Genomic DNA, 26360 nt, shown 5'->3' on the forward strand with positions numbered 1-26360 from the left:
AATAAAATATTATTTAAACCGGCTGAAAAGCCGGTTTTTTTTATTTCAGCCAAAAACAAGCCGTTCCCCTGTTTTTAATAAGGCCATCTGAAGGGATGAACTGATCATTATTTTGCCATTCCGGTGTCATATTGATGAGGTTTTTATCTCTGCGTGGATCCGCTCCGCTTTATTACCCCTTCGCTTATTACGTCTAAATATAACTTTTTACCTTCTCAGGCTGCCGTCTGAATGTCTAAAAATGAATAAGAAATACAGATTACTCCGGTGGGATTATCAGTAATTTGATTCATCACCGGCCAGTTATGTGATGTTCGTCACATAAAAACATGAAATACGCCGGTATGTGATAAATGTTCAATGCCAACGTTGAATGATAATGATTTGCATTTATAATGATTCGCATTCGTTAAATCCTTGTATAAATCCGCACTAAGGAAATCAGACAAGAGAAAACACTGTAGATTTTTGTTAAATCAGACTTTAAAAGCACACTCTTTGCAGGCGTGGCCACCGGCCCTGCCCGCAGACGCACACGTTCAAAACATGATCCCTGTAAATTTCGGGCGGACGCCCCACGCCCGCAGCGGAATAAATGCCACACAAACAAGGTGCCAAAATGAGCCAGATGAATAATTGGGAATTAATGCAAACACCTGCCGAAATGCAGACCCAAATAAGCAAAAATCAGGGCTATATTTTCAATCAAAATAGCACGCCGGAATGGCAGGCGCAGATCGAGCAAGGCATTGCGTTAATTAAATCTCACATAAACCATACGGAAAAACCTTTTTCCGGCGTGTCGCCCGCTGAATTAGCTGAGCAGTTTCGTCATATTGATTTAACCAAACCTTTAGCCGGAACCCGGCTGGCGCTGGAAGAACTGGATGATTTATATCTCCAGCACGCCGTCTATTTCCATCACCCAAAATACCTTGCTCACCTCAACTGCCCGACGGTGGTTCCCTCTCAGCTGGCGGAGTTATTTATCAGCGCGATCAACTCCTCCGTCGATACCTGGGATCAGAGCGCAGGCGGGACGTTGATTGAGCAGAAGGTGATCGACTGGACGCTGGCGCGCATCGGTTTCGGCGCGCAGTCGGACGGCATTTTCACCAGCGGCGGCACCCAGTCCAACCTCATGGCGATGCTGCTGGCACGCGACAGCTACTGCAAGCGCACCCGCCCGCAGCACAGCATCAAGCATCAGGGGCTGCCACCGGAAGCGAACCGGTGGCGCATCTTCAGCTCTCAGGTCAGCCACTTCAGCATTCAAAAATCCGCCGCCCTGCTCGGCCTGGGCTATGACGCCGTGGTGCCGGTGGCCTGTGACAGTGCGTTTCGCATGGACATCGGTGCGCTGAACACCGAAATTGATCGCTGCCATGCCGAAGGCCTGATCCCGATTGCGATTGTTGCCACCGCTGGCACCACCGACTTTGGCAGCATCGATCCGCTGAATGAGATTGCAGAGATCTGCCGTAAAGAAAAAATCTGGATGCACGCCGATGCCGCGTACGGTTGCGGATTGCTGGTGTCGCCGCAGCATCGTCAGCGTATCGAAGGCATTCATCTGGCCGATTCGGTTACCGTGGATTATCACAAATCCTTCTTCCAGCCGGTCAGTTGCAGCGCGTTTCTGGTCAGCGACCACAGCCATCTGGAGCACGTTACCCACCATGCGGAATACCTCAATCCGTTGAGCGCCAAGCTGGAGGGCACGCCAAATCTGGTGAACAAAAGTATTCAGACCACCAAACGTTTTGATGCCCTGAAAATGTGGTTGACGCTGCGCGTCATGGGCCAGCAGGCGCTGGGTGAGTCCTTCGACGTGCTGCTGCAACGTGCCACCGAAACCCATCAGATGATGGAAAACAACCCGAATATCGAGGTGCTGCATAAGCCCGAACTGAGCACGTTGGTGTTCCGCTTTGTTCCGCGCCTGTCCATGAGCCATGAACAGATTGATGCGATCAATGCCGACATCCGCAAAGCGATTTTCCGCGACGGCAGCGCGGTGATTGCCGGCACGAAAGTCCATCAGCGCCAGTACCTGAAGTTCACCCTGCTCAACCCGATGACCACCACGGAAGACATCGCCGATGTGCTCGGCCTCATCACGCATTACGGCAAAGAACTGACTGCCACCGCGCTGAGCGCCGCTAAAAACCGGTAACAGGAGCTGCACTATGAACATCAACCCGACCACACAAACTTATGATTTCATCGCCATCGGCATCGGCCCGTTCAACCTCGGGCTGGCCTGTCTGACCGAGCCGGTGGACGCGCTGAACGGCCTGTTCTTAGACCAGAACGACGGCTTTGACTGGCACACCGGCATGATGCTGGAAAGTGCCCATTTGCAGACCCCGTTTATGGCGGATTTAGTGACCCTGGCCGATCCGACCAGCCGTTACAGCTTCCTGAACTACCTGAAGCAGCAAGGCAAGTTGTACTCTTTTTACATCCGTGAAAACTTCTTCATGATGCGCAAAGAGTTCAATCAATACTGCCAGTGGGCATGCGAACAGCTTACCAGCCTGCAATTTTCCACCCGTGTGGAACTGGTGACCTGGGATGCCGCGCTGGAGTGTTATCTGGTTCACGCGCGATCCACCAAAAGCGGTGATCAGCAGGTTTACCGCGCCAGACGTCTGGTGCTCGGCACCGGCCCATCGCCGTGGATGCCCGCCTGCGCCCGTCAGGCCGGTGGCAACGTGCATCATTCCTCTGCTTACCTGCCAAATAAAGAGCAGGTGCAAAATGCCAAATCCATCACCGTGGTCGGCAGCGGCCAGAGCGCGGCGGAGATTTATTACGACTTGCTCTCAGATATCGAAAAGTACGATTACCATCTGACCTGGGTGACCCGCGCCCCCCGTTTCTACCCGCTGGAATACAGCAAACTGACGCTGGAAATGACCTCGCCGGAGTACATCGATTATTTCCATGACCTGCCGATGAGCAAACGTGACCAGCTCAACCGCGAACAAAAAGGGTTGTACAAAGGCATCAACGCCAGCCTGATCAACGATATCTACGATTTGATGTACACCAAGCGCCTCGACGGACCGCTGAAGGTCGATATGTACACACATTCCGAGCTGACAGATCTCACCCGCAACCGCAACGGCACCCTTGAAATGCACCTGTTGCACCATGAACAGCAGCAGGCATATCGCCACAAAACCGAATCGGTGATCCTCGCCACCGGCTACAGCTATCAGCCGCCGCAGTTTATCGAAGGGATCCACAACCGCATCCGCTGGGATGAAGCCGGACGCTACGCCGTCAACCGTAACTACAGCATTGATGCGCACAACCAGATTTTCGTGCAAAACGCCGAGCTGCATACCCACGGTTTCGTCACGCCGGATCTGGGTATGGCGTGCTACCGCAACAGCTCCATCATCCGCGAAATGCTCGGCAAAGAAGTCTACACAGTGGAAAAATCCATCGCCTTCCAGACTTTCTGCGCCCGCAGTCTGGCAGACAAATAAGGAGATCAGGACATGTTTGATACTACCCCAGCCAGCCTATTTTCCTGCCCGCGTGACGCCGGATTGCTGACCCTGCGCCCGCTGAATCTGGCGCAGGACGCCCCGGTGTTGCACGGATGGATGACCCGTCCCTACGCCCATTTCTGGGGAATGCAGAACAGCAGCGTCGAGGAAGTTGAGGCGTTTTACCGTGATCTGACCGCCGGAAAACCCCATGCGGCGCTGATGGGCGAGATTGACGGCCAGCCGCGCTTTTTAATCGAATGCTATCCGGTGCAGGATGATCCGCTGAGTGAACATTATGACGTCCAGCCGGGCGACATCGGCATGCACATTTTGCTTTCACCGGCAGAAAAACCGCTGCCCGGTTTCAGCTGGCAGGTGTTTTCCGCGGTAATGGAATACCTGTTCAGCCTGCCCGACGTCAGACGCGTGGTGGTCGAGCCAGACGTGCGCAACGAGAAGATCCACACCCTGAATAAACGTGCCGGTTTCCGTTATCAGAAACAGGTTCAACTGACACACAAAACGGCCTGGCTGGCATTTTGCCAGCGTGAAGATTTTTTGCAGGCCAGCCAGAAGGAAAACACCCACATGACATCTGATCACTTGCAATCCGGCCAGCACCTGCAACCTGAGATCTGGTCCAGGGCTAACGCCCTGCTGTTGCGTAAATGCCTGTCCGAGCTGACCCACGAACGCCTGCTCGCCCCTGAAGCATTGCAGTCCGACGGCGTCTGGACCGCTTACCGGCTGGCGGTTCCGGCGTCTGAGGTGGAATACCGATTCCGCGCACGCCAGTTGCCTCTCAACGACTGGATGATCGATCTCGACAGCATTCAGCGTCTGGACAACTTCACCGCGCAGCCGCTTGATGCCCTGAAATTCATCATTGAATTTGCCGAACAGATTGGCATTTCGCAGGCCATGCTGCCGACCTATATGGAAGAAATCAGCAGCACGCTTTACAGCAGCGCCTACAAACTGGCGAACAATCACACCACCGCCAGACAACTGACAGAAGCCGATTTCCAGACCGTGGAAACCAGTATGACGGAAGGTCATCCGAGCTTTATTGCCAACAATGGCCGCATCGGTTTTGATGCCGGTGATTATGTGCGTTATGCCCCGGAGGCCGCGAATCCGCTGAAATTAGTGTGGGTGGCGGTACATCACGACAAAGCGCATTTCGCCAGTACGGAGAATTTGCCGTACGAAAAACTGATCGCCGAAGAGCTGGGCGACGCGCAAATTTGTGCGTTCACGCAAAAGCTGGTGGATATCGGCGTCGATCCGAAAAACTACTACTTCATGCCGGTGCACCCGTGGCAGTGGCAGAATAAATTACTCACCGTTTTCGCCCCGGACATCGCCCGTCAGTTCCTGATTTTCCTCGGCGAAGGTGAAGATCAGTATCTGGCACAGCAGTCGATCCGCACTTTCTTCAACGCCAGCCAGCCGCGTCACCGTTATGTGAAAACGGCGCTGTCCATTCTGAACATGGGCTTTATGCGCGGGCTTTCGCCTTATTACATGGCGACCACACCGGGCATTAATGAATGGCTGGCGGAACTGGTGGAAAACGATACGTATTTGCAGTCCACCGGCTTCAAAATTTTACAGGAAGTGGCGTCCCTCGGTTATCACAACCATTACTTCGAAGAGGCCATCAAAGGAGACAGCGCCTACAAGAAAATGTTTGCGGCCTTGTGGCGTGAAAACCCGGTGGCGCAGTTGCAACCTAATCAGCGCCTGATGACCATGGCCGCGTTGCTGCATACCGATAAACATGGCGATGCGCTGATTGTTGAGATGATTAAATCCTCCGGTCTGGGCACCAGCGACTGGCTCAAGCGCTACATGCATGCGTATCTCAGCCCGCTGCTGCACTGCTTCTACCAGTATGATTTAGTGTTTATGCCGCACGGCGAAAACCTGATCCTGCGTTTTGAAAACAACATCCCGGTGAATGCGTTCATGAAGGATATTGCCGAAGAAATCGCTGTGATGAACCCGCATGCCAGTCTGCCGGAAAAAGCCAAACGTCTGGCAGTGGATGTCCCGGAAGAGCTGAAAATCCTGTCAATTTTCACTGACGTTTTCGCCGGGGTATTCCGCTTTATCGCCCGTATTCTGGAAGAGCATGGTGACTATCCTGCCGGACAATTCTGGCAGGTGGTGGCGGAAGTGGTGCGCGATTATCAGATTCAGTATCCCGAACTGGCCGAAAAATTTGCCCGCTATGACATGTTCGGTCCGGAGTTCACCCACTCCTGCCTGAACCGTCTGCAACTGGCGAATAATCAGCAGATGATCAACCTGTCCGATCCGGCACAAAACCTGAAATTCGCCGGTACGCTGGAGAACCCGATCGCAGCCTACGCCAACAAATACTAAACACAGATTTATTTGGTGCGTTTTTTAGCGCGGCCTGAGAGGGCCGCGCTTTTCTGATTTTACGTAGTGGAGAATGATTGTTATGTCGTCCGTTTCCGACCCTGCCTCAGGGCTGAATGTTCGCCGCTGGCTCTTCCCGCTGTCACTGGTGCTGTTCGAATTCGCCACCTACATCGCCCACGATATGATCCAGCCGGGCATGTTGCAGGTGATCAGCGATTTCAGCGCCAGTGCCGACTGGGTGTCCACGTCACTGACCGCCTACCTGTGCGGCGGCATTTTACTGCAATGGCTGCTCGGCCCGCTTTCAGACCGGCTTGGCCGCAGGCCGGTATTGCTCACCGGCGTGGCCTTTTTCACCCTGACCTGTTTTCTGACTGTCTTCACGCAAAGTATCGAACAGTTCATTCTGATGCGATTTTTGCAGGGGATGAGTCTGTGCTTTATCGGCGCCGTGGGGTATGCCGCAATTCAGGAAGCGTTTGATGAAACGCTGAGCGTAAAACTGATGGCACTGATGGCAAATATCACGCTTATCGCCCCGCTGCTCGGGCCGCTGGCCGGTGCGGCGTTCATCCACTATGCGCCCTGGAAAATGATGTTTGCCCTGTTCTCGCTGGTGTCGGCACTCTCATTTTGGGGGTTGTGGCGCAGTATGCCTGAAACAGCGACGGGCCGTGATGGCCGCTTTTCAATGCGCCGCCTGCTGGCTGATTATCGCGAAGTGCTGAGTAATAAAGGCGTGATCCTCGGGTCGCTGTCCATCGGGCTTATCACCCTGCCGCTGCTGGCATGGGTCGCGCAGTCGCCGGTGTGGCTGATTCAGGATGCCGGAATGACGCCGCTGCAATACGGCGGGTTGCAGGTGCCGGTGTTCACCGGACTCATCATTGGCAATATCGCACTGAGCAAACTCAGCGGCAACGTTAACATCCGTACCCCCATCTGGCTCGGCCTGATCCCGATAACGCTGGGGCTGGCGATCGCCGCCGGTGCAGCCCTGTTCATGGCCCACGCGTGGCAATGGATTATCGCCGGGCTTGGCCTGTATGCACTGGGTACCGGGCTGGTGAATGCCGGACTTTACCGACTGACACTGTTTTCCAGCCCGACCGGAAAAGGCACCGTGGCGGCGGCACTCGGGCTTATCACCATTGTGGTGTTTGCTGCAGGTATCGAAGTGGCGAAAAAACTCTATTTCGCCCAGGGTAGCGGCATCTTTATGCTGGCGGGTTTGGTTGCCGGTCTGGCCGGAGCGGTGCTGATTGCTGCGTTTTTGTCGAAAACGCAAAAAAGCTGACCCGCGCACCAGGATTGCCTAAAAAGCAAAAGGCTGAGGTTTGACACTCAGCCTTTTTATTTTTCTTTCACCGTTATTTTTTCGGGAAAAGCTCTTTGCGGGAATAAGGTTCCGGCTCGCCCGGTTTACGGGTTTTTAGCAGTTTGAGGATCCAGGTGTATTGCTCAGGATTCGGCCCCACCAGCAATTCCACTTCTTCATTCATCCGGCGCGCAATGGTGACGTCATCGGCGGTGGCCAGATCGTCCATCGGCGGGCGCACAAAGATATCGAGCCGTTGCTCGTGGCCGTTATACACCGGGAACAGCGGCACGATAGCCGCGCGACACACTTTCATCAGCCGGCCGACGGCGGGCAACGTGGCTTTATAGGTCGCAAAGAAATCGACAAACTCGCTGTGCTCCGCACCGTGATCCTGATCGGGCAGATAGTAGCCCCAGTATCCCTGTCGCACTGAACTGATGAAAGGTTTGATGCCGTCGTTGCGGGCGTGCATTCTGCCGCCAAAACGACGGCGCACGGTATTCCATAAATAGTCGGTCAGCGGATTTTTTTGATTGTGGAACATGGCCGCCATCGGCTGACCACTTGCCGCCATCAGCATCGCCGGGATATCCACGGCCCAGCCATGGGGCACCAGGAAAATCACGTTTTTGCCCTCGGCCTGCATCTGGTCGATGATTTCTTTACCGTGCCAGTGAACGCGATCCATGATTTTTTTCGGGTCACGCAGCGCCAGCTCAGCCATCATCACCATCGACTGCGGTGCGGCGGCAAACATTTCATCAATGATGTGTTCACGCTCAGCTTCCGGTGTGTCTGGCAGGCAGTACAACAGGTTGATTTGCGCACGGCGGCGCGCACCTTTGGCGAATTTCCCGGCCAGGCGGCCAAGACTGCCTAAAATCGGATCACGTATTTTGGCTGGCACATATGCCATACCGGCCATCGCACCGACGCCCAGCCAGACGCCCCAGTAACGCGGATGGTAAAAGGCTTTCTGGAATTGTGGAATAAATTCAACAGGCGTTCGTTTTTCTTTTTCTGGCTGCATACTCAGGCTCTTATGACAAATTCTGGCTTAATGATAAGTGCAGTGATTTATTTTGCAATAAATCACTGCACGTCAGCATGTAGCACGGGGCAGGATCCTGAATAATCAGTCCAGCTTGAGTTGCGGCACGACTTCGCGAACGGTGGCCAGATAGGTACTGCGATCTTTGCCGGTCAGCCCTTCGGTACGAGGCAGTTTGGCGGTCAGGGGATTGACAGCCAGCTGGTTGATCCACATTTCAAAATGCAAGTGCGGACCGGTAGAACGTCCGGTGTTACCTGAAAGCGCAATGCGATCGCCACGTTTCACTTTCTGGCCCGGTTTGACCAGCAACTTACGCAGATGCATGTAACGGGTCATGTACTGACGGCCATGGCGGATCGCCACATAGTTACCGGCCGCCCCGCCATTTTTAGCCACAACCACTTCGCCATCACCGACGGCCAGCACCGGCGTTCCCACCGGCACGGCGAAATCGACGCCACGGTGCGGTGCCACACGGCCAGTCACCGGATTCAGACGGCGCGGATTGAAGTTAGATGACACACGATATTGCTTACCGGTTGGGAAACGCAGGAAGCCTTTTGCCAGGCCGCTGCCGGTACGATCGTAGAACTTACCGTCTTCCGCACGCACCGCGTAATAATCTTTACCGCCGGTGCGCATATGAACCGCCTGCAGCTGGCTCTGTTCATTTTTACCGTTCAGCACTTCGTGAGACATCAGAACGGCGAAATCATCACCTTTCTGTAATTTACGGAAATCGAGCTGCCATTGCAGGGCTTTAATCACGGCGCTGACTTCAGAACTGCTCAGCCCTGCGGCTTTGGCGCTGGTGACAAAACTGCCGTTCAGCCGCCCCTTGATGACGCTGTCTTTCCAGTCGCCCTGCAGGGTTTCGAGGGAAGATTTAAAGCCGTTACCGGTGCGGTCAAAGGTGTAGGTTTCGCGGCGGGATTTCTCCCACGTCAGGCGCTGTAAGTCGCCTGCATCATTGAGGGTCCAGGAGATTTGCTGACCAATTTTCAGGTTACGCAAATCCCGGTTGGCGTCGGATAATGCCGCGATCTCGGACATATCAATGCCGTACTGATTCAGGATGCTGCTGAGGGTATCACCGGTGGACACCACATATTCATGCACGCCCGCTTCGTTGACGATTTTATCGTCGAGATCATCCTGCGGGATGTCATCGTCAGCGGGTGAAGTTTGATCGATAGGCTCACTGGCTTCGGGAAGCAGCGAACGCAACTGTTCGTGGTCGAGAGCGATACTTTTAACAATAGGTCGGGTATCTGAGAGGTCGTTATCCGGGTGATAGGCTAACGGCCTCCAGACGGCAACGGCCAGTGTGACAACGGTAAGCGACCCCAGCATGATGCGGTGGGGCCGGGGAAGGTTGCTATACGCCATAGCGATAGATCGGGCGATCAGCTGCACTTAATTCTGTCCTTTTAGCTTACTTCAGGCAGCTCAGGTATTGGTTCGTCAGCTGTGACAGGAAGTTCACGTAGCTGTCCGCACCCAATGCAACGCCGCTCCCCAGCGGATCCAATGTGCCCATACGCACTGTTGTCCCCTGGGCAACAGCCGATATGACGGCTGGCCTGAATTGTGGCTCAGCAAAAACGCATGTCGCTTTTTGCTCAACCAACTGAGTTCGAATGAGATGTAAACGCTGTGCGCCGGGTTGAATTTCGGGATTGATCGTAAAGTGACCAAGTGGCGAAAGGCCGAAGTGTTTTTCAAAGTAGCCATAAGCATCGTGAAAAACAAAATATCCCTTACCCTGCACAGGCTGCAGCATAGTACCAATATTTTTGTCAGTTTTTGTCAGGCTTTCCTCAAAACGTGACAAGTTTGCATCTAATTGTTGCTTTTTCTGCGGCATGAGTTCGAGAAGTTTGTTATGGATCACAATCGCCGTCTCGCGAGCTATCTCCGGAGACAGCCAGACGTGCATGTTGTATTCACCGTGATGATGCTCTTCATCGTCATGCCCGGTGCCGTGATCGTGGTCATGTTCGTCATCATCCGTGCCTTTCATCAGCAACGGTTTTACCGCCGCCAGCGTGGCAATTTCGACCTGGCGGTTCGCCGATAACTGCGCGGCAGGCTTGGTCATAAAAGCTTCCATTTCCGGCCCGACCCACACCACCAGATCCGCACTGCGAATGCGCTGAATGTCAGAAGGACGCAGCGCAAAATCGTGTGGCGATGCGCCATCCGGCAGCAGCACTTCCGTTGGCGTCACACCTTCCGCAATGGCTGAAGCGATAAAACCCAGTGGACGAACAGACGCCAGAACGGCGGCCTGCGCGCTGAAAGCCGCGGTGGAACTGAGGATTGCGGCAGCCAGGAACATCCGTTTAACGCTTTTTTTCTGTATCATGCGGGGTGAACTCATCTTCATGTTGGGGGAAAACTGGTTATTTTTCGCGAAACGCAATATTATAACATCCGATTTGTTCTGCAAGACCCAATGACATGCCCACATTAGCAACGCTTAAAAATATTTCGGTCACTTTCGGTTCCCGCCGCGTGCTGTCTAACATCTCGCTGGCGTTACAACCGGGAAAAATCCTCACCCTCCTTGGCCCGAACGGCGCAGGGAAATCGACGTTAGTGCGCGTCGTGCTTGGCCTGATTGCGCCAACCGAGGGCACCATGACCTGCGAACCCAACCTGCGCATCGGTTACGTTCCGCAAAAAATTCACCTTGATCCCACCATGCCGCTCACCGTCAGCCGCTTTATGCGTCTGAAGCCCGGCGTTAAAAAAGCCGACATTTTGCCTGCACTGAAACGCGTTCAGGCGGCGCACCTGCTGGAACAGCCGATGCAAAAACTGTCCGGCGGTGAGAATCAGCGTGTATTACTGGCGCGGGCATTAATGAACAGCCCGCAGTTGCTGGTGCTGGATGAGCCGACTCAGGGCGTTGACGTCAACGGTCAGCTGGCGCTTTATAACCTGATCGACAGCCTGCGCTGCGAGCTGGGTTGCGCCGTGCTGATGGTGTCGCATGATCTGCATCTGGTGATGGCGAAAACGGACGAAGTGCTGTGCCTCAATCAGCACATTTGCTGCTCCGGCTCCCCGGAAGTGGTGTCCACACACCCTGAATTTATCGCCATGTTCGGTAACCGCGGTGCGGAACAACTGGCGATTTACCGCCATAATCACAACCATCGTCACGATTTGAAGGGAAAAGTCATTTTGCGCAACAGCGGAGGTCGTGACGCATGATCGCTCTATTATTACCCGGCTGGCTGGCGGGTGTGTTGCTGGCGATTGCCGCCGGTCCGCTGGGCTCTTTCGTGGTCTGGCGCAGGATGTCCTATTTTGGCGACACGCTGGCGCATGCGTCTTTACTCGGCGTGGCGTTTGGCCTGCTGCTCAATATCAATCCGTTTTACACCGTGATTGCCGTGACCTTACTGCTGGCGCTGGTGCTGGTTGTGCTCGAACGTAAACCGCACCTGGCGGTGGATACCCTGCTCGGCATTATGGCGCACAGCGCGTTGTCACTCGGTCTGGTGGTTGTCAGCCTGATGTCCGGCGTTCGCGTGGATCTGATGGCGTATCTTTTCGGGGATTTGCTGTCCGTCACTTACAGCGATATCTGGATGATCGGCTGCGGTGTGGCGGTGGTGATCGCCGTGCTGTGCTGGCAATGGCGCTCGTTACTGTCGATGACCATCAGCCCGGAACTGGCGCACGTCGATGGCGTCAATCTGCAACGCTCGCGGGTGATTCTGATGCTGGTGACGGCGCTGACGATAGGCCTGGCGATGAAATTCGTCGGTGCGCTAATCATCACCTCCCTGCTGATCATCCCCGCCGCCACGGCCCGCCGCTTTGCCAAAACGCCGGAACAGATGGCGTCAGTGGCGGTGGCTATCGGGATTGTGGCGGTAACGGCCGGTCTGGCACTTTCGGCTTTTTACGATACGCCGGCCGGTCCTTCGGTGGTGCTTTCAGCAGCCGTGCTGTTCATGTTCAGTCTCGGCAAAAAGCAGACAGCCTGAGTCAGGCCGGTAAAATAAAAACGGACGCCACTGAGCGTCCGTTTTTATTTATCCCGCAAGTATTTCTGCGGCGATCACTCCTGTTCCTGCGCGGCCTCCCGCCTCGCCTGCCGCCAGTGCATCACCGGCGAAACCGTTAAGCCGTGGATCACCACGCTGGCGACAATGACCGTGAACGCGATATTGGTCATGTAACTGGCTTCTGCGCCCTTCAGCCCGTGGGTATAAGCGTAAGCAATGTAGTTCATGCTGCCTATCCCGCGAATGCCAAACCAGCCGATCATCAGCCGCCGCCCGCGCGGCACGCGCACGCCGAGAGTCGTGATGTACACCGACAGCGGACGAATGACGATAAACAGCAGTGCTGCGAAGACAAGCCCCATCGGTTCCCAGTGTTCAGCAAGCGTGATGCCCAGCACCGTGACAATCCCGGCTGCAAACAATCTTTCAATGGTGTCACCAAACGAGAGCGCGTCTCCGACCATCAGACCGATAGAATTGGCAGGCCGTTCCGCTGACATGGAATGCCGCTGATGCGGATTGACCAGCCCTTCTGCCGGCGGCGGGCGCGTGCCTTCGGTGAGATCTTCCGGCGGATTAAGCGTCCAGACACGTAACTCCGCACTGCGTAACCCGACGCCTGCCGCAAACGCTGCCAGAAAACCAGAGGCATCGACACTTTGCGCGACGGCATAACTCAGTGCGATCAACGCGAGCGCCAGAAAGTCACTCGGCGCCACCGAACGCTGACGGCTGTGGAAACGCGTCGCACTCAACCCGACCAGCCGTCCCATCGCGTAACCAATCGCCAGCCCGCCCATCAGTGCCCAGACCACATCCCGCCAGGCCCAGTCCCACAGTGCCGCCGATGACAGGCCGTCTTGCGCGGTAAACAGCATCAGCGCCAGCATCAGAATGGGTAACGCAGAACCGTCGTTCATCCCCGCTTCGCTGGACAGCGCCACGCGCAATCCGTCGTCGTCATTGGCATCATTCACCGCAATCATGCTCGCCAGCACCGGATCGGTCGGCGCAATGATCGCCCCCAGCGCCAGAGCCAGCGGCCAGGAAATCCCTGCCAGATAGTGGGCCAGCGCGGTAACACTCAGCACCGTCAGCAACATCGCCGGAAATGCCAGCAGCACACCGACGCGCCAGCTCTGCGAGCGGAACGGCAAACGCAATTTCAGGCCGGTAATAAACAGCGAAGCCGCCATGGCGATTTCGGTAAAGCGTGCGGTGAGCGTCGAGTATTCCACCAGGTCAACGTGTAATAAGTCCAATACCCAGGGGCCGCAGATGATGCCTGCTGCCAGATACACCCCAAAGGTGGTCACAGGCGCACGCGAAATCCAGCCTGATGCCAGTGACATAACCAGCAGCAGTCCGCCTACCGCCGCAGTCCATTCTAAAAAACCCATGTAAGCTCCCTGAAATTAAGATCTTTTAAGCGTAGTACATCGTCAGCCGGGGTGTGACGCCGGGCACAAAAGGCGCGGCGGGATCGGCGGGTGTACGCTAAAATATGTTTTTCATTACTGCAAAAAGGTTCATAAAAAATGATTAAATACAGTGTGCTATACCCAAATGTCAAAAACGGAACCTTTGATCATGAGTACTACCGCAATGTGCATTTACCGCTGATCAAAGAAAAGATGGGCGCGTATTGCCACTCCTATGCCATCGACAAGATCCAGGATGGTGCTCCGGCAGATACGCCATTTATCGCGGCCTGCCACATTTACTGCCGCTCTATGGAAGATTTTGAGAAAGGTATGAAGGATCACGCTGAGGAGTTTGTGGCGGATGTGGCCAACTTCACCAATATCGAACCGGTTAAGATGATCTTCGACGTGGTGGTTTAACACATCGGACGATAAAAAAGGCGATTACTCCGTGGCCCTGAACGGGTTAATCGCCTGATTTAATGTGTGTCTCTGACAACGTCGTGAAGTCAGATTCAACATCTATTTCGTGAGTAATTTTTTAATCGGCGCACTCGGTTCCCGCCTGATGGTATGCAAAAACATCTGTGCTTTATCATTGGCCGCGTAATCCGCTGTCACACCAAAATCCTGCACCATTGCCCACTTCTCAAACAGCACTTCATCACTCTCGCGCATAAACCAAAGCATTCTCACTGCCGTCACGGCCACCTGTGGGATTTGGGTAACAGTACCGTTAATCCACTTATTCAGGGTGCTGCGTGGCAGTCCAAGCAGAATACACAACGCGGGCTGATCTATTCCGAGCCGCTGGACATAGTCCAGGAATTCTTTTGCGTTATCTGCCATTCACTTATCTCCAGTCCTTATAACCCTGCGCATTGTACAGGAATCTCGTAGAGATTTCATGCCGTCGCTAATCGCTACGAAAAATCCTAGTTTTTACCCCCTCAGACACAACAAAAAGCGCCCAGTAGCGACAAATACACGCGCTACATGAAACATATTCATGTAGCGCTATAAGTTTACGTTTCTTGACATAAGTCAAATGCATGGTGAATGTGTGAAGAAAGTCACATTCACGGCATGTATGATTTTCACAGGGAGACAAGAAGAGCGTTCTGATAATGCTTCTTATTTGTCGCTATCAGATACTTATTTCAATGTCGGAAAAAACTTATGAATTCCCATGTTACAGAGCGCAACACTCAAATCATCGCTGCCTACACAGCGGGGAACCGTAATAAATCAGAATTGGCACGCTATTTTGGTGTATCCGCAACAACAGTCCGGCGTGTGCTGGCAGGTGTTGTGATGACGATGACGGCGACCTCTGCAGCACATGCTGATTTGTTGAAAGACTACACCGATATGGGGTTTTCAAATTTCACAGCGAAGTGGGTAAACATGACCGCCAGTGAACAGGCCACTGTGCGGGAAGCGCTTCGTAGCGAAGGCCATGAAAATCTCTTATTAGATCTTGGGGATAAATTAAACCAGTCAGCGCCGGAAATCATTCAGCCAGCACAACCGCAGGCCACGCCTCACAATCAGACCCTCGCGCCGACCCTGACCGCACAGCTGACGCCGCAGGCAACCCCACAGGCCACGCCGCAAAAAATGGCCGTCGCACCAACCCTGACCACGCAGCTGACGCCGCAGGCTACGCCGCAAAAAATGGCCGTCGCGCCGACCCTGACCGCGCAGCTGACGCCGCAGGCAACTCCGCAGGCCACGCCGCAAAAACTGGCCGTCGCGCCGACCCTGACCGCACAGCTGACGCCGCAGGCAACTCCGCAGGCCACGCCGCAAAAATTGGCCGTCACGCCGACCCTGACCGCGCAGCTGACGCCGCAGGCAACCCCGCAGGCTACGCCGCAAAAACTGGCCGTCGCACCAACCCTGACCACGCAGCTGACGCCGCAGGCAACCCCGCAGGCTACGCCGCAAAAATTGGCCGTCGCACCGACCCTGACCGCGCAGCTGACGCCGCAGGCAACTCCGCAGGCCACGCCGCAAAAACTGCCCGTCACGCCGACCCTGACCGCGCAGCTGACGCCGCAGGCAACCCCGCAGGCTACGCCGCAAAAACTGGCCGTCGCGCCGACCCTGACCAAGCAGCTGACGCCGCAGGCAACCCCGCAGGCCACGCCGCAAAAACTGCCCGTTGCACCGACCCTGACCGCGCAGCTGACGCCGCAGGCAACCCCGCAGGCTACGCCGCAAAAACTGGCCGTCGCACCAACTCTGACCGCACAGCTGACGCCGCAGGCAACTCCGCAGGCCACGCCGCAAAAATTGGCCGTCGCGCCGACCCTGATCGCGCAGCTGACGCCGCAGGCAACCCCGCAGGCTACGCCGCAAAAATTGGCCGTCGCGCCGACCCTGACCGCGCAGCTGACGCCGCAGGCAACCCCGCAGGCTACGCCGCAAAAACTGGCCGTCACGCCAACCCTGACCGCGCAGCTGACGCCGCAGGCAACCCCGCAGGCTACGCCGCAAAAACTGGCCGTCGCGCCGACCCTGACCGCACAGCTGACGCCGCAGGCAACTCCGCAGGCTACGCCGCAAAAATTGGCCGTCACGCCAACCCTGACCGCGCAGCTGACGCCGCAGGCAACCCCACAGGCTACGCCGCAAAAACTTGCCGTCGCGCCAACCCTGACCGCGCAGCTGACGCCGCAGGCAACCCCGCAGGCTACGCCGCAAAAACTGGCCGTCACGCCGACCCTGACCGCGCAGCTGACGCCGCAGGCAACCCCGCAGGCCACGCCGCAAAAACTTCCTGTTGCACCAACGTTGACCGCGCAGCTGACGCCGCAGGCAACCCCGCAGGCTACGCCGCAAAAAATGGCCATCGCGCCGACCCTGAACGCGCAGCTGACGCCGCAGGCAACCCCACAGGCTACGCCGCAAAAACTGGCCGTCGCACCAACCCTGACCGCGCAGCTGACGCCGCAGGCAACCCCGCAGGCAACCCCGCAGGCTACGCCGCAAAAACTGGCCGTCGCACCAACCCTGACCGCGCAGCTGACGCCGCAGGCAACTCCGCAGGCTACGCCGCAAAAACTGGCCGTCGCACCAACGTTGACCGAACAGTCAACTGTTGATAAAACGCCAATACGGGCTGCAAACTCATCCACAGTTCAGGAAGTCACCTCAACCCCGGCTCAGCAACCGGTGGTTAAGCAAGAAGTTCGTTCAACTTATTACGATAAACAAATCACGGCGCTGAACGCAGCCGCTGAACAAGATCACGCCGAGGTCCTTGCTGAATCTCACAGCCGGGCTGTGGGTGATGCCAACACGCTGAGCCAGGCAAATGATTACACCAATAAAAAGTTCTCTGACCTGAAATCTGAAGTCGATGACAACAAAGATCAGGCTAATGCAGGCACCGCGTCAGCCCTCGCTGCTGTCGGGATCCCACAGGTAGAAGCAGGTTCTGACTTCATGGTCGGTGCCGGTGCGGGCACTTATGGTAATCAGTCTGCCATTGCGGTGGGTGTATCAGGCCACATCACCGCAAAAACAGTGACTAAATTAGCGGTAACCGGCGACACAAATAACGGTGTCGGTGCTTCCGCAGGTATTGGCTGGAACTTCTAAACTCATTAAACAGCCAGCCCCACAGGGCTGGCCTCACTTCAGGAAAAGGCAGACTGATATGAAAAAAATTTTTGTCATTGTAGCTATCACGTTGCTCGCAGGCTGTTCCACTCAGGCGTCAAGAATGGCGAACTGCCAGGCACAGGGGATTTCAAAAGATACCTGTTACCTCGCCGAGCAAAATCGCCAGACCGGTATACAAAATGCGGCACTGAAGCAGGCCATGGAAAATGCCGCCAGTCAGTACGCCCAGGCGACGAAAAAAGTCATTCACGCGAAGATTAAGGGAATAGATATCAAAATCTTTCCCGGCGATAAGCAAGGGTATATCGAAGGGACTGCAGCATATCTTGATGAAGATAACGCGGATGCTCAGGTCTATCGCAAAGGTATTTTCACAGCGATTTATTACAAGCGCACACACAAGCTGGTTCTGATGCGCAACGGTCAGATTTACGGTCGGGCGACAACATGAAAAGACATCATACCGATCAGTTTAAACATCTGTCGCCGGAACAGCAGCTTACCTGCCTGAAAATGCTTCAGCGCGTGGAGGAGACGCCGCTTTCCAAAGGGATCACCGGTGTCGCCGTCTCGGTGATCATGAATAACGGGCACACCGCGACGCTGAGCAAGTTCAGCGCGCAACCTGAAGAAGTGTCCGTGTTAGTCAGCTGGAACAATGATCAGCGCGGTAATGACCGCAGGGATTAATAAGGACGTTTTGCTCCCATGCATGTGATAGATCTGACCAGAAAAGAGCGTTCGTCTACCGGCGTTTTGTTTCTGCATACACTGAAAGACAAAGGGTATGTTTACCGGCTGAAAAGAGTTGAAGTGGAAGAACTGACGCTGCGTTTAATTAAACTCAACCATTTTCACCATTTCTCCAGCATGACCGGTATTCATACCTCAAAGATTTATAACGATAAAATCGAGGCAGCGAAGAGCCTGTGTCACTTTATAGAAAAGGTGACCGGCGCAAAATGCACGGCTGATATTTTAAACACGTATTAAATTGAGGTATGGAGGATGAGCGCGGCATAAAATCGCGCTGAAATCTGTTTTCAATCTTACCGTTATAGAATCCAGCGCGATCTGCCCCGAATCTCCCGGGATACTCATCCCAGATTTCAACACCCGTTTCACTTGCCCGCACATAGCTACCCGTTGAAAGGATTGTTGTAACACACGATGACATCGTCGTTGCTTATCATAAGTGGGTTAGAATCAGCAAAAATCGCCAACAAAGAACTTTAGCGAAATTTGAGGATATGTTTTGCCCCATAGGCCCGCTCGCTCATTCACCCGCTCCTACTGAATCTGAATCCCTTCAAAGCGGCACACAAGCTGCTCCCGGTTTATCTTAGGGGCACTGCACCTACGCCAGATCTAACTTAAGTCAAATTAACCGTGCGAATACCTCTCTGCTTGCTTTAACATAACCTTACTTTTTATATAGAGATTTAAAGAATGGCAATTCCTGCTTATCTATGGCTTAAAGATGACGGCGGCGCACTGATCAAGGGATCTGTTGACGTCAAAGATCGTGAGCATTCAATCGAAATCACTTCTTTCAATCACTCACTAAGTATCCCCACTGATAATGGCACCGGAAAATTAACCGGCACACGCTTACACGGTGCAATGCAGGTGGAGAAAGATTTCGACTCTTCCTCTCCCTACTTATACAAAGCCGTCGCCACGGGCCAGACATTGGAATCAGCAGAATTGAAGTGGTACCGGATTAGTGATGCTGGGCAGGAAGTTGAATACTTCAACATGTTCCTGGAAGGCGTAAAAATTGTCTCCGTTGTCCCCATGATGCACGATACAAAAACTGTTGTTAATGTCGGCCATAAAGAGGCTATCCAGTTACGCTATCAGAAAATCACATGGAAATATTTGGATGGGAACATTCAATACAGCGATGCATGGAATGAGCGTGTGACGGGGTAACAGAATATGGATACTACCGAACAAGTCAGTGGTTATTACTTCAGCGGGCTATCTAATTTATCCGCTGGAGAATTGTTTTTCTGGGTTTTTCTTGATGAAACTGGCAAGCAAATTGGCATTGCTGATTTTGCGAACCTTGCACTGATCATTCTCGGACAACCCATGAAGGCGACGCGTGCGAAACCACTGGGAGCTACTCCGGGTACATCTACTCTGAGCTATCATTTGCGTCAATGGCTCAATATTGAAGTGAAGCATTGGCCCACGCTCACGAATGGGAGCATCCGAAAGTTAAAGTTCTCATATGTAACAAATCTTGGAGCATTCACGGGTAGATGGATCCCCATTCTCGGATGGGTAATATTAGCCGACGACGTAGCCACCATTGCCTATAAGGCGACTAACCGCTACAACACCATTGCCAACGAGAAAGACCGCCTATGGTAAGCAACGAGGACATCATTGATTGGTACAATGAGCGGTTTAACAAACCGGGTTACTTCTCAAAAAAACGCTGGCCCGTCACCATTGATACAAGTCTTTCAACCGGACGCTATGTATGGGCATGTGAGACAGGCGACGAGATAATGAAAGAATATTTCGAGAAATTTAAAGTTGACCCTCAGGGGTTTGATTTCGTGAAATATTGGCCTGTTGAAGCATCTGGCTCATCTATCTTTGCGCTATGTAGATGCGGAGATGATTACGAAGAACCGCTGCCGTTAACACTCAAAATGCTCGCAGAATCTGCACGGGCTGGAAAATGGCTTTATGATTAAAATTTTCCCGCTAACTGAGCCCGGATGGTGTTTAACATTTACGGCACCTGCATGCCGTAAAGCATTGCAGAGCAAGTGGCGATGCTAAATTTTAAGTCAGGCAGTGATGTCCCATTCATACCTTACCGGGAATAAGCGGCTCTATAAATAAACCTGCATGCCCTAATTAATTGAAGAGTCTGTTCAAAAAATTGCGTTTGTAAGTCACGCCTTATGCGCGGACCATGAACTCTCTTGCTCATCACAACGCTGAGTCTGGCGCAGGAGTTAACGTGGGATTTTTAAGCGAGATTTTCGCCCGAATTGCCGGCCAGAAGTCTGCACCCCATCCGGTAACAACATCACCTCAACAGGAGTTAACAATGGCAAAAGTACTGGTTCTCTATCATTCCATGTATGGTCATATTGAAACGATGGCGCAAAGCGTTGCCGAAGGTGCACGCAGCGTACCCGGTGTTGAAGTCACGATAAAACGCGTCCCTGAAACCATGCCCGAAGAAGCGTTTAAGGCTGCGGGTGGCAAAACCGGTCAAACGGCAGACGTTGCTTCTCCGGCAGAACTTGGTGATTACGACGCCATCATTTTCGGCACACCAACCCGCTTTGGTAACATGACCGGTCAGATGCGCACCTTCCTTGATCAAACCGGCGGCCTGTGGGCCAAAGGCGCGCTGGCAGGCAAAGTCGCCAGCGTATTCAGCTCAACCGGCACCGGCGGCGGTCAGGAAATGACTATCACGTCGACCTGGACCACCCTCGCCCATCACGGCATGATCATCGTGCCAATCGGTTACACCACCCCGGAATTGTTCGATATTTCACAGGTTCGCGGCGGCACGCCTTATGGCGCGACCACGATCGCCGGTGGCGATGGCTCACGTCAGCCGAGTGCCGAAGAGCTGCGTATTGCCGTGCATCAGGGTAAACACGTCGCCACGATCACCAGCAAACTGGTGGGTTAATTTTTTTTAAAAAACCCCAAAAAAAAGGGTTCGGCATCCATTGCCGAACCCTTTTAGTTTTTACGTTTTAATGCTTATTTACCACGCGATGCAATGATGTTTTCAGCGACATTGCGCGGTGCCTCGGCATAGTGATTGAACTCCATGCTGTAGGTTGCACGGCCTTGCGACATTGACCGCAAAACGGTGGAATAACCGAACATTTCAGACAACGGCACTTCGGCTTTGATAATTTTACCGCCGCCGCCCGCGATCTCTTCCATGCCCTGCACCGTGCCGCGACGTGACGACAAATCCCCCATCACGCCACCGGCATACTCTTCCGGCGTTTCCACTTCCACTTTCATCATCGGTTCGAGAATCACCGGGTCCGCACGTTTGGCCGCTTCCTTGAAACCAAAGATCGCCGCCATTTTGAACGCCATTTCCGAAGAATCGACCTCGTGGTACGACCCGAACGTCAGCGTGACTTTCACGTCGACGACCGGATACCCCGCCAGAATGCCGTTATTCAGCGCTTCTGTTACCCCTTTCTCAACGGCAGGAATAAATTCACGCGGAACAACACCGCCTTTGGTCGCATCCACAAACTCAAAACCGGTGCCTGCCGGGAGAGGTTCAAGCGTGAACACCACGTGGCCGTACTGGCCTTTACCACCGGACTGGCGCACAAATTTGCCGTCCACATCTTTCACCGTTTTACGCACCGTTTCGCGGTACGTGACCTGCGGTTTACCGATGTTAGCTTCCACGCCAAACTCACGTTTCATACGGTCGACGATGATCTCCAGATGCAACTCACCCATACCGGAAATGATCGTCTGCCCGGATTCTTCGTCAGTACGAATGCGGAACGACGGGTCTTCAGACGCCAGCCGCGAAAGCGCAATGCCCATTCTCTCCTGATCGGCTTTGGTTTTCGGCTCGATGGCCTGCGAGATCACCGGATCCGGGAACTCCATGCGCACCAGCGTAATAATGTCAGACGGGTCGCACAGCGTTTCGCCGGTTGTCACGTCTTTCAGCCCCACGCAGGCGGCAATATCACCGGCACGGATTTCGTCGATCTCGATGCGGTCATTGGCGTGCATCTGCACGATACGGCCAATACGCTCTTTTTTGCCGCGCACCGGGTTATATACGCTGTCGCCTTTTTTCAGCACGCCTGAGTACACCCGGACAAACGTCAGCTGGCCGACATACGGGTCAGTCATCAGTTTGAACGCCAGCGCCGAGAACTTCTCGCTGTCATCGGAATGACGGAATATCTCGTTGCCATCTTCGTCGGTCCCCGCGATCGGCGGAATATCCAGCGGCGAAGGCATCAGTTCGATCACGGCGTCGAGCATGCGCTGCACGCCTTTATTCTTGAACGCGCTGCCGCACAGCATAGGCTGGATTTCACCGGCGATGGTACGCAGGCGCAGACCTTCGGTGATCTCATCCTCGGTGAGCGCGCCTTCTTCGAGATATTTATCCATCAGCGCGTCATTGGCTTCTGCCGCTGCCGACACCATTTTCTCGCGCCACTCTTCAGCCAGCGCCTGTAACTCCGCCGGGATTGGTGCATAACTGAAGGTCATGCCCTGCGTCTCGTCATCCCACAAAATGGCGCGCATTTTGCGTAAATCCACCACGCCCGTGAAATGCTCTTCGCTGCCGATCGGGATAACGATCGGGATCGGGTTGGCTTTCAGGCGGTCCACCATCATCTGGCGAACGCGGAAGAAATCTGCACCCTGACGGTCCATTTTGTTCACAAAGGCCAGGCGCGGCACTTTGTATTTATTCGCCTGACGCCACACGGTTTCAGACTGAGGCTGCACGCCGCCGACGGCGTCATACACCATCACCGCGCCGTCGAGAACGCGCATGGAACGTTCCACTTCAATGGTGAAATCCACGTGCCCCGGTGTGTCGATAATATTAATACGATGCTCATCGAACGAGTGATCCATCCCGCGCCAGAAACAGGTCACCGCGGCGGAGGTAATGGTGATGCCGCGCTCCTGTTCCTGAGCCATCCAGTCTGTGGTCGCACCGCCGTCATGCACTTCTCCCAGCTTATGATTCATGCCGGTATAGAAAAGAATACGCTCGGTGGTGGTGGTTTTACCTGCGTCGATGTGTGCTGAGATACCGATATTGCGGTAGCGCTCGATTGGCGTTTTGCGAGCCATATAACGTCCTTACTGGTTGATGGCTAAGTTGGCGGGGAGTGGTTTTCACGTCCCGTCACAAAGTATTGGGTACTAAACTTCTTAATGCGGAGAGTATACTACAATTGTACGTGTATATTCGTACAATTAATTTAGTCTATCGATGAAATTGGTCACAGGCCGTCACGTTGTACAGCAGTTGAGGGATAGGCTATATTGCGCGGCCGCTGATAATTTAAAATTTTAGCCAAAATAATTCTGGTTGCAGGAAGGCAGCAAACGCATCTGCAACCTGAAGTATGAAGGGTAAAGAGGATAGTCCGATGATAGCCAATCACCCCGAACGCGAGCAGATCCGCCTCGAAAATGTCCTGACTGCGCTGGGTAATCCGTTACGTCTGGCCGTGGTGCGCACGCTGGCAAAAGGCGGCGAACATCCGTGCGGAACATTATTGCAGGGGCTGTCGAAATCGACCCTGACTCACCACTGGCGCGTATTGCGTGACAGCGGCGTGATCTGGCAACGTCCGGATGGCCGCGCCAACTTGCTTTCACTGCGCCGCGACGATCTGGACGCCCGCTTCCCCGGCCTGCTCGATTCCCTGCTTAACGCCATCGAATCCGACGGCATTACGCTGGAATCCACCCAGAAACATATCTCCGAGCAACACCTTTAATTTTCCGCCAGTTGTGATTTCACCAGCGAACAGAACGTATTAATGATAGACGATCCGTGGCTGTCCTCCCGCCGGGCAAGATAGAGCGGTGCGCTGAGTTTTGTGGTGGCATCGAGAGGCAGAAACACCACGCCGTCGCCACCGAGGCGGGTCATCGAAGCGGGCACAATCGAAATGCCCAGCCCAGCGCCCACCAGACTCAGACACGACGTCAGCCGTGGCGCTTCCTGCACAATGTGCGGGCTGAAACCGGCGCGGACATACGCCGCCAGTATTGCATCGTACAGCCCCTGCCCGGCGCGCCGCCGGTACAGCACAAAAGGCTCGTTACTCAGTTCTTCCAGTTTTAAAGGCTGGTCGCCCGGCTGAGAGGCCAGCCGGTGCCCCGCCGGAACTGCCACCCACATCGGTTCTTCCAGCACTTTTTCCATCTCTAATTCCGGCATATCTTTTACGCGCATGCGCACAAAAGCGACGTCAAGCTGCCCGGCCACCACGCCCGCCAGCAGCTCACCGCTGCCATTTTCCTCAAGCAGGGTGCTGACCGACGGGTAAATTTCGCGATACCGGCGCAGCAGTGCGGGCACAAAGGTATGCAGGGCAGCAGAGCTGGTGAACCCGATGCGGATGCGCCCCTGTTCGCCCAGCGCCGCGCGTTGCATCGCAGCGCTTAACTGATCAGCCCGCGCCAGCACGGCACGGGCTTCGTTTAGCAACACTTCACCGGCCTCGGTCGGGATCACCCCGCGCGGCAAACGCTGTAACAAGGCCACGCCGAAATCCTGCTCCAGCCCCTGCAACAGACGGGTCAGCGGGGGTTGCTGGATAAAAAGCAATTCTGCGGCACGGGTAATGCTCCCGGCCTCGACAACGGTCACGAAGGCATTCAGACGTTTAAGCTCAATCATTGCCATACTCTCCGGGTATCGGTATTCACTATTATAGGCATTAGACATCATGGCACGTCGGCGCGCATGATCCTCAACAGAATTTACGCCTTTGGCATCATTGAATTACATTTAGGGAGAGTGCAGCAATGGCCGACTGTTCACAGGAAAAAATCATGCTCGATCTGGAAGAACACACCGCACCGCAACCCGATTGCGGACAACTGTTTATGGGCTTTTTCGTCCTCGGGCTGACCGGGTTTGGCGGCGTTCTGCCAATGGCACGACACATGCTGGTGGATAAACGCCGCTGGCTGACTGCCGATCAGTTCACCGAGTTGCTCGGGCTGTGTCAGTTTCTGCCGGGCGGCAATATCATCAATTTGTCCGTTGCGCTGGGGATGGAGTTTCGTGGCCTGCGCGGTGCGCTCTCGGCCATTCTGGGGCTGATTCTGGCGCCGACCCTTTGCGTGGTACTGCTCGGCCTGATTTACGCACGCTATCAGAATGAACCGCTGGTGGAGCATCTCTTTGCCGGAATGGCGGCAGCGGCAGCGGGTTTACTGCTCTCAACCGGCATAAAAATGCTGGCTCCGCTGCGCGGAAAATGGCTGCAACTGGCGCTGGTCGCGGCGGGCGTAGTGGCCATCGCCCTGTTTCGTATACCGATGCTGCCGGTCATGCTGGTGCTGGCACCGGTCAGTATCTTCATCTGCGCAAAAGGGAAATTCTGATGACGGTTTTATTTTCGCTGGCCCTGTTGTTCACTGAACTTTCCCTGCTGGCCTTCGGCGGCGGGAACACTATTTTGCCGGAAATGCAGCGTGCAGTGGTCGATGTGCATCACTGGATGAGCGCGCAGGAGTTTAGCGCCCTGTTCGCCCTGGCGCAGGCAGCACCCGGCCCGAATATGATGATCGTACCGCTGATCGGCTGGCAGGTGGCGGGTTGGTCCGGGCTGCTGGTGTCATCTCTGGCGAAGTTTGGCCCGTCATCCATCGTCACGCTTATCGTGATGGGCGGCTGGAAACGCTACAAAGACCGGCCATGGCGGCAGGTGATCCAGCGCGGACTGGTGCCGGTCACCGTCGGGCTGGTGGTATCGAGCGGATTGCTGATCGCCGAAGCCTCCGCCACCAACGCCCTGATGGGCGGCATTATCGTGGTGTGCACCCTGCTGGCGATGAATAAACGCATTCACCCCCTCTGGGTACTGGCCGCCGGTGCGTTGCTGGGGCTGGTATTGGGTTAACGGTTCTTTCCATTAAAAAGGCTGCCACAGGGCAGCCTTGATGGGGTGTACCAGCGCGAATTAAGAACAGAATACGCGGGCTTCACGCGGGGTATAAATACCAAAGGTCACCAACCCCAGCAGGCCGTTGACGAAAGTTTGTTGGGTTTCAACGCGAACCACTTTATCCGCACCACCGCAGACTTTCGCTGCATCGATGGATTTCTTCTGACCAATACCGCTGACGAAGAAGTGATGTGTGGTCACTTGCTTAGGCGCAGTGGCAATACCCTGACCCATGTTGAAAGTTTGCTGTGCACAGCCGGATAACAGAACGGCAACGGCCGCCGCAAGAATAACCTTTTTCATGACA

General features: G+C 54.5%; 26 protein-coding genes. 18 read left to right on the top strand and 8 right to left on the bottom strand.

The genetic code is table 11. The annotated features are described in order from the left end of the window. Positions 1-619 precede the first annotated feature (619 nt). The 4 genes from ABSH60_RS00715 (at position 620) to ABSH60_RS00730 (ending at position 7197) form a co-directional block, all read left to right on the top strand. Positions 620-2176, top strand: a complete 1557-nt coding sequence (locus tag ABSH60_RS00715) for a pyridoxal-dependent decarboxylase (RefSeq protein WP_390972271.1) — start codon at positions 620-622, stop codon at positions 2174-2176. A gap of 13 nt (positions 2177-2189) precedes the next feature. Then, complete coding sequence (locus ABSH60_RS00720; RefSeq protein ID WP_390972273.1) at positions 2190-3500, top strand: SidA/IucD/PvdA family monooxygenase; 1311 nt, start codon at positions 2190-2192, stop codon at positions 3498-3500. Positions 3501-3512: 12 nt separating this feature from the next. After that, complete coding sequence (locus ABSH60_RS00725) at positions 3513-5897, top strand: GNAT family N-acetyltransferase (RefSeq protein ID WP_390972275.1); 2385 nt, start codon at positions 3513-3515, stop codon at positions 5895-5897. A gap of 82 nt (positions 5898-5979) precedes the next feature. Continuing rightward, positions 5980-7197 carry an MdfA family multidrug efflux MFS transporter gene (locus ABSH60_RS00730; RefSeq protein WP_390972277.1) on the top strand — a complete coding sequence of 406 codons (1218 nt, stop codon included), beginning with the start codon at positions 5980-5982 and terminating at the stop codon, positions 7195-7197. 73 nt (positions 7198-7270) lie between these two features. Here the strand turns inward: ABSH60_RS00730 and lpxM are convergent, their stop codons facing one another. From lpxM to znuA, 3 genes are all read right to left on the bottom strand, one after another. Further along, complete coding sequence (gene lpxM, locus ABSH60_RS00735) at positions 7271-8251, bottom strand: lauroyl-Kdo(2)-lipid IV(A) myristoyltransferase (protein ID WP_056770007.1); 981 nt, start codon at positions 8249-8251, stop codon at positions 7271-7273. 105 nt (positions 8252-8356) lie between these two features. Further along, on the bottom strand, positions 8357-9691 hold the full coding sequence (gene mepM, locus ABSH60_RS00740) for a murein DD-endopeptidase MepM (protein WP_122095104.1): 1335 nt from the start codon (positions 9689-9691) through the stop codon (positions 8357-8359). Positions 9692-9710: 19 nt separating this feature from the next. Then, positions 9711-10643 (bottom strand): zinc ABC transporter substrate-binding protein ZnuA, encoded by a 933-nt coding sequence (gene znuA, locus ABSH60_RS00745; protein WP_056770000.1) that lies wholly within the window; start codon positions 10641-10643, stop codon positions 9711-9713. 95 nt (positions 10644-10738) lie between these two features. On the opposite strand from znuA, the gene znuC reads away from it, so the two are divergent. Next, positions 10739-11497, top strand: coding sequence for a zinc ABC transporter ATP-binding protein ZnuC (gene znuC / locus ABSH60_RS00750; protein WP_056769997.1), 759 nt, complete (start codon positions 10739-10741; stop codon positions 11495-11497). Then, a complete protein-coding gene (gene znuB, locus ABSH60_RS00755) occupies positions 11494-12279 on the top strand; it encodes a zinc ABC transporter permease subunit ZnuB (protein WP_056769994.1) in 786 nt (261 codons plus the stop codon). Before znuC ends, znuB begins: the two co-directional genes overlap by 4 nt. Before the next feature lie 74 nt (positions 12280-12353). On the opposite strand, the gene ABSH60_RS00760 is transcribed toward znuB, so the two are convergent. Further along, on the bottom strand, positions 12354-13700 hold the full coding sequence (locus tag ABSH60_RS00760; RefSeq protein WP_122095100.1) for a sodium:proton antiporter: 1347 nt from the start codon (positions 13698-13700) through the stop codon (positions 12354-12356). A gap of 138 nt (positions 13701-13838) precedes the next feature. Here ABSH60_RS00760 and ABSH60_RS00765 point away from each other — a divergent pair, with 138 nt between their 5' ends. Then, a complete protein-coding gene (locus tag ABSH60_RS00765; protein ID WP_056769988.1) occupies positions 13839-14144 on the top strand; it encodes an EthD family reductase in 306 nt (101 codons plus the stop codon). 102 nt (positions 14145-14246) lie between these two features. Here ABSH60_RS00765 and ABSH60_RS00770 read toward each other — a convergent pair whose 3' ends face one another. After that, positions 14247-14573 carry a hypothetical protein gene (locus ABSH60_RS00770; RefSeq protein ID WP_056769987.1) on the bottom strand — a complete coding sequence of 109 codons (327 nt, stop codon included), beginning with the start codon at positions 14571-14573 and terminating at the stop codon, positions 14247-14249. A 465-nt stretch (positions 14574-15038) separates the two neighbouring features. Between ABSH60_RS00770 and ABSH60_RS00775 the strand changes: the two genes are divergently transcribed. The 8 genes from ABSH60_RS00775 to wrbA all read left to right on the top strand — a co-directional run bounded on the left by ABSH60_RS00775 (position 15039) and on the right by wrbA (position 21033). Further along, the gene (locus ABSH60_RS00775) at positions 15039-17333 is read left to right on the top strand and encodes a YadA-like family protein (RefSeq protein ID WP_390972282.1); all 2295 of its coding nucleotides are present in this window, start codon (positions 15039-15041) and stop codon (positions 17331-17333) included. 58 nt (positions 17334-17391) lie between these two features. Then, on the top strand, positions 17392-17808 hold the full coding sequence (locus ABSH60_RS00780; protein WP_390972284.1) for a hypothetical protein: 417 nt from the start codon (positions 17392-17394) through the stop codon (positions 17806-17808). Further along, entirely contained in the window at positions 17805-18047 is a 243-nt protein-coding gene (locus ABSH60_RS00785; protein WP_056769976.1) for a hypothetical protein, read from the top strand. The genes ABSH60_RS00780 and ABSH60_RS00785 overlap by 4 nt, the downstream gene beginning before the upstream one ends. An 18-nt stretch (positions 18048-18065) precedes the next feature. Continuing rightward, positions 18066-18350, top strand: coding sequence for a hypothetical protein (locus ABSH60_RS00790; protein WP_217203367.1), 285 nt, complete (start codon positions 18066-18068; stop codon positions 18348-18350). A 456-nt stretch (positions 18351-18806) separates the two neighbouring features. After that, positions 18807-19292 carry an Hcp family type VI secretion system effector gene (locus ABSH60_RS00795; RefSeq protein ID WP_122095093.1) on the top strand — a complete coding sequence of 162 codons (486 nt, stop codon included), beginning with the start codon at positions 18807-18809 and terminating at the stop codon, positions 19290-19292. A gap of 6 nt (positions 19293-19298) precedes the next feature. After that, complete coding sequence (locus tag ABSH60_RS00800; protein WP_390972287.1) at positions 19299-19739, top strand: STM2901 family protein; 441 nt, start codon at positions 19299-19301, stop codon at positions 19737-19739. Beyond that, positions 19733-20071 carry a DUF1493 family protein gene (locus tag ABSH60_RS00805; RefSeq protein ID WP_390972289.1) on the top strand — a complete coding sequence of 113 codons (339 nt, stop codon included), beginning with the start codon at positions 19733-19735 and terminating at the stop codon, positions 20069-20071. The genes ABSH60_RS00800 and ABSH60_RS00805 overlap by 7 nt, the downstream gene beginning before the upstream one ends. Before the next feature lie 362 nt (positions 20072-20433). Next, entirely contained in the window at positions 20434-21033 is a 600-nt protein-coding gene (gene wrbA, locus ABSH60_RS00810; protein WP_056769967.1) for an NAD(P)H:quinone oxidoreductase, read from the top strand. Between the two features lie 74 nt (positions 21034-21107). Here the strand turns inward: wrbA and fusA are convergent, their stop codons facing one another. Further along, positions 21108-23213 carry an elongation factor G gene (fusA, locus tag ABSH60_RS00815; RefSeq protein ID WP_390972292.1) on the bottom strand — a complete coding sequence of 702 codons (2106 nt, stop codon included), beginning with the start codon at positions 23211-23213 and terminating at the stop codon, positions 21108-21110. Positions 23214-23515: 302 nt separating this feature from the next. Here fusA and ABSH60_RS00820 point away from each other — a divergent pair, with 302 nt between their 5' ends. After that, positions 23516-23869: a helix-turn-helix transcriptional regulator gene (locus ABSH60_RS00820; protein ID WP_056769964.1), complete on the top strand. Its 354-nt coding sequence runs from the start codon at positions 23516-23518 to the stop codon at positions 23867-23869. Here ABSH60_RS00820 and ABSH60_RS00825 read toward each other — a convergent pair. Further along, positions 23866-24783 carry a LysR family transcriptional regulator gene (locus ABSH60_RS00825; RefSeq protein WP_183847324.1) on the bottom strand — a complete coding sequence of 306 codons (918 nt, stop codon included), beginning with the start codon at positions 24781-24783 and terminating at the stop codon, positions 23866-23868. The two genes, ABSH60_RS00820 and ABSH60_RS00825, sit on opposite strands and share 4 nt — an antisense overlap. Positions 24784-24905: 122 nt before the next feature. Here ABSH60_RS00825 and ABSH60_RS00830 point away from each other — a divergent pair, with 122 nt between their 5' ends. After that, entirely contained in the window at positions 24906-25490 is a 585-nt protein-coding gene (locus tag ABSH60_RS00830) for a chromate transporter (RefSeq protein ID WP_056769960.1), read from the top strand. Then, complete coding sequence (locus ABSH60_RS00835; RefSeq protein ID WP_390972295.1) at positions 25490-26008, top strand: chromate transporter; 519 nt, start codon at positions 25490-25492, stop codon at positions 26006-26008. Before ABSH60_RS00830 ends, ABSH60_RS00835 begins: the two co-directional genes overlap by 1 nt. A gap of 60 nt (positions 26009-26068) precedes the next feature. Here ABSH60_RS00835 and ABSH60_RS00840 read toward each other — a convergent pair whose 3' ends face one another. Beyond that, the gene (locus tag ABSH60_RS00840) at positions 26069-26356 is read right to left on the bottom strand and encodes a Bor family protein (protein WP_056769956.1); all 288 of its coding nucleotides are present in this window, start codon (positions 26354-26356) and stop codon (positions 26069-26071) included. Positions 26357-26360 lie beyond the last annotated feature (4 nt).

Origin of the sequence: Rahnella sp. R3(2024) (assembly GCF_042920125.1) — a bacterium.
GTDB classification, from domain to species: Bacteria; Pseudomonadota; Gammaproteobacteria; order Enterobacterales; family Enterobacteriaceae; genus Rahnella; species Rahnella rivi.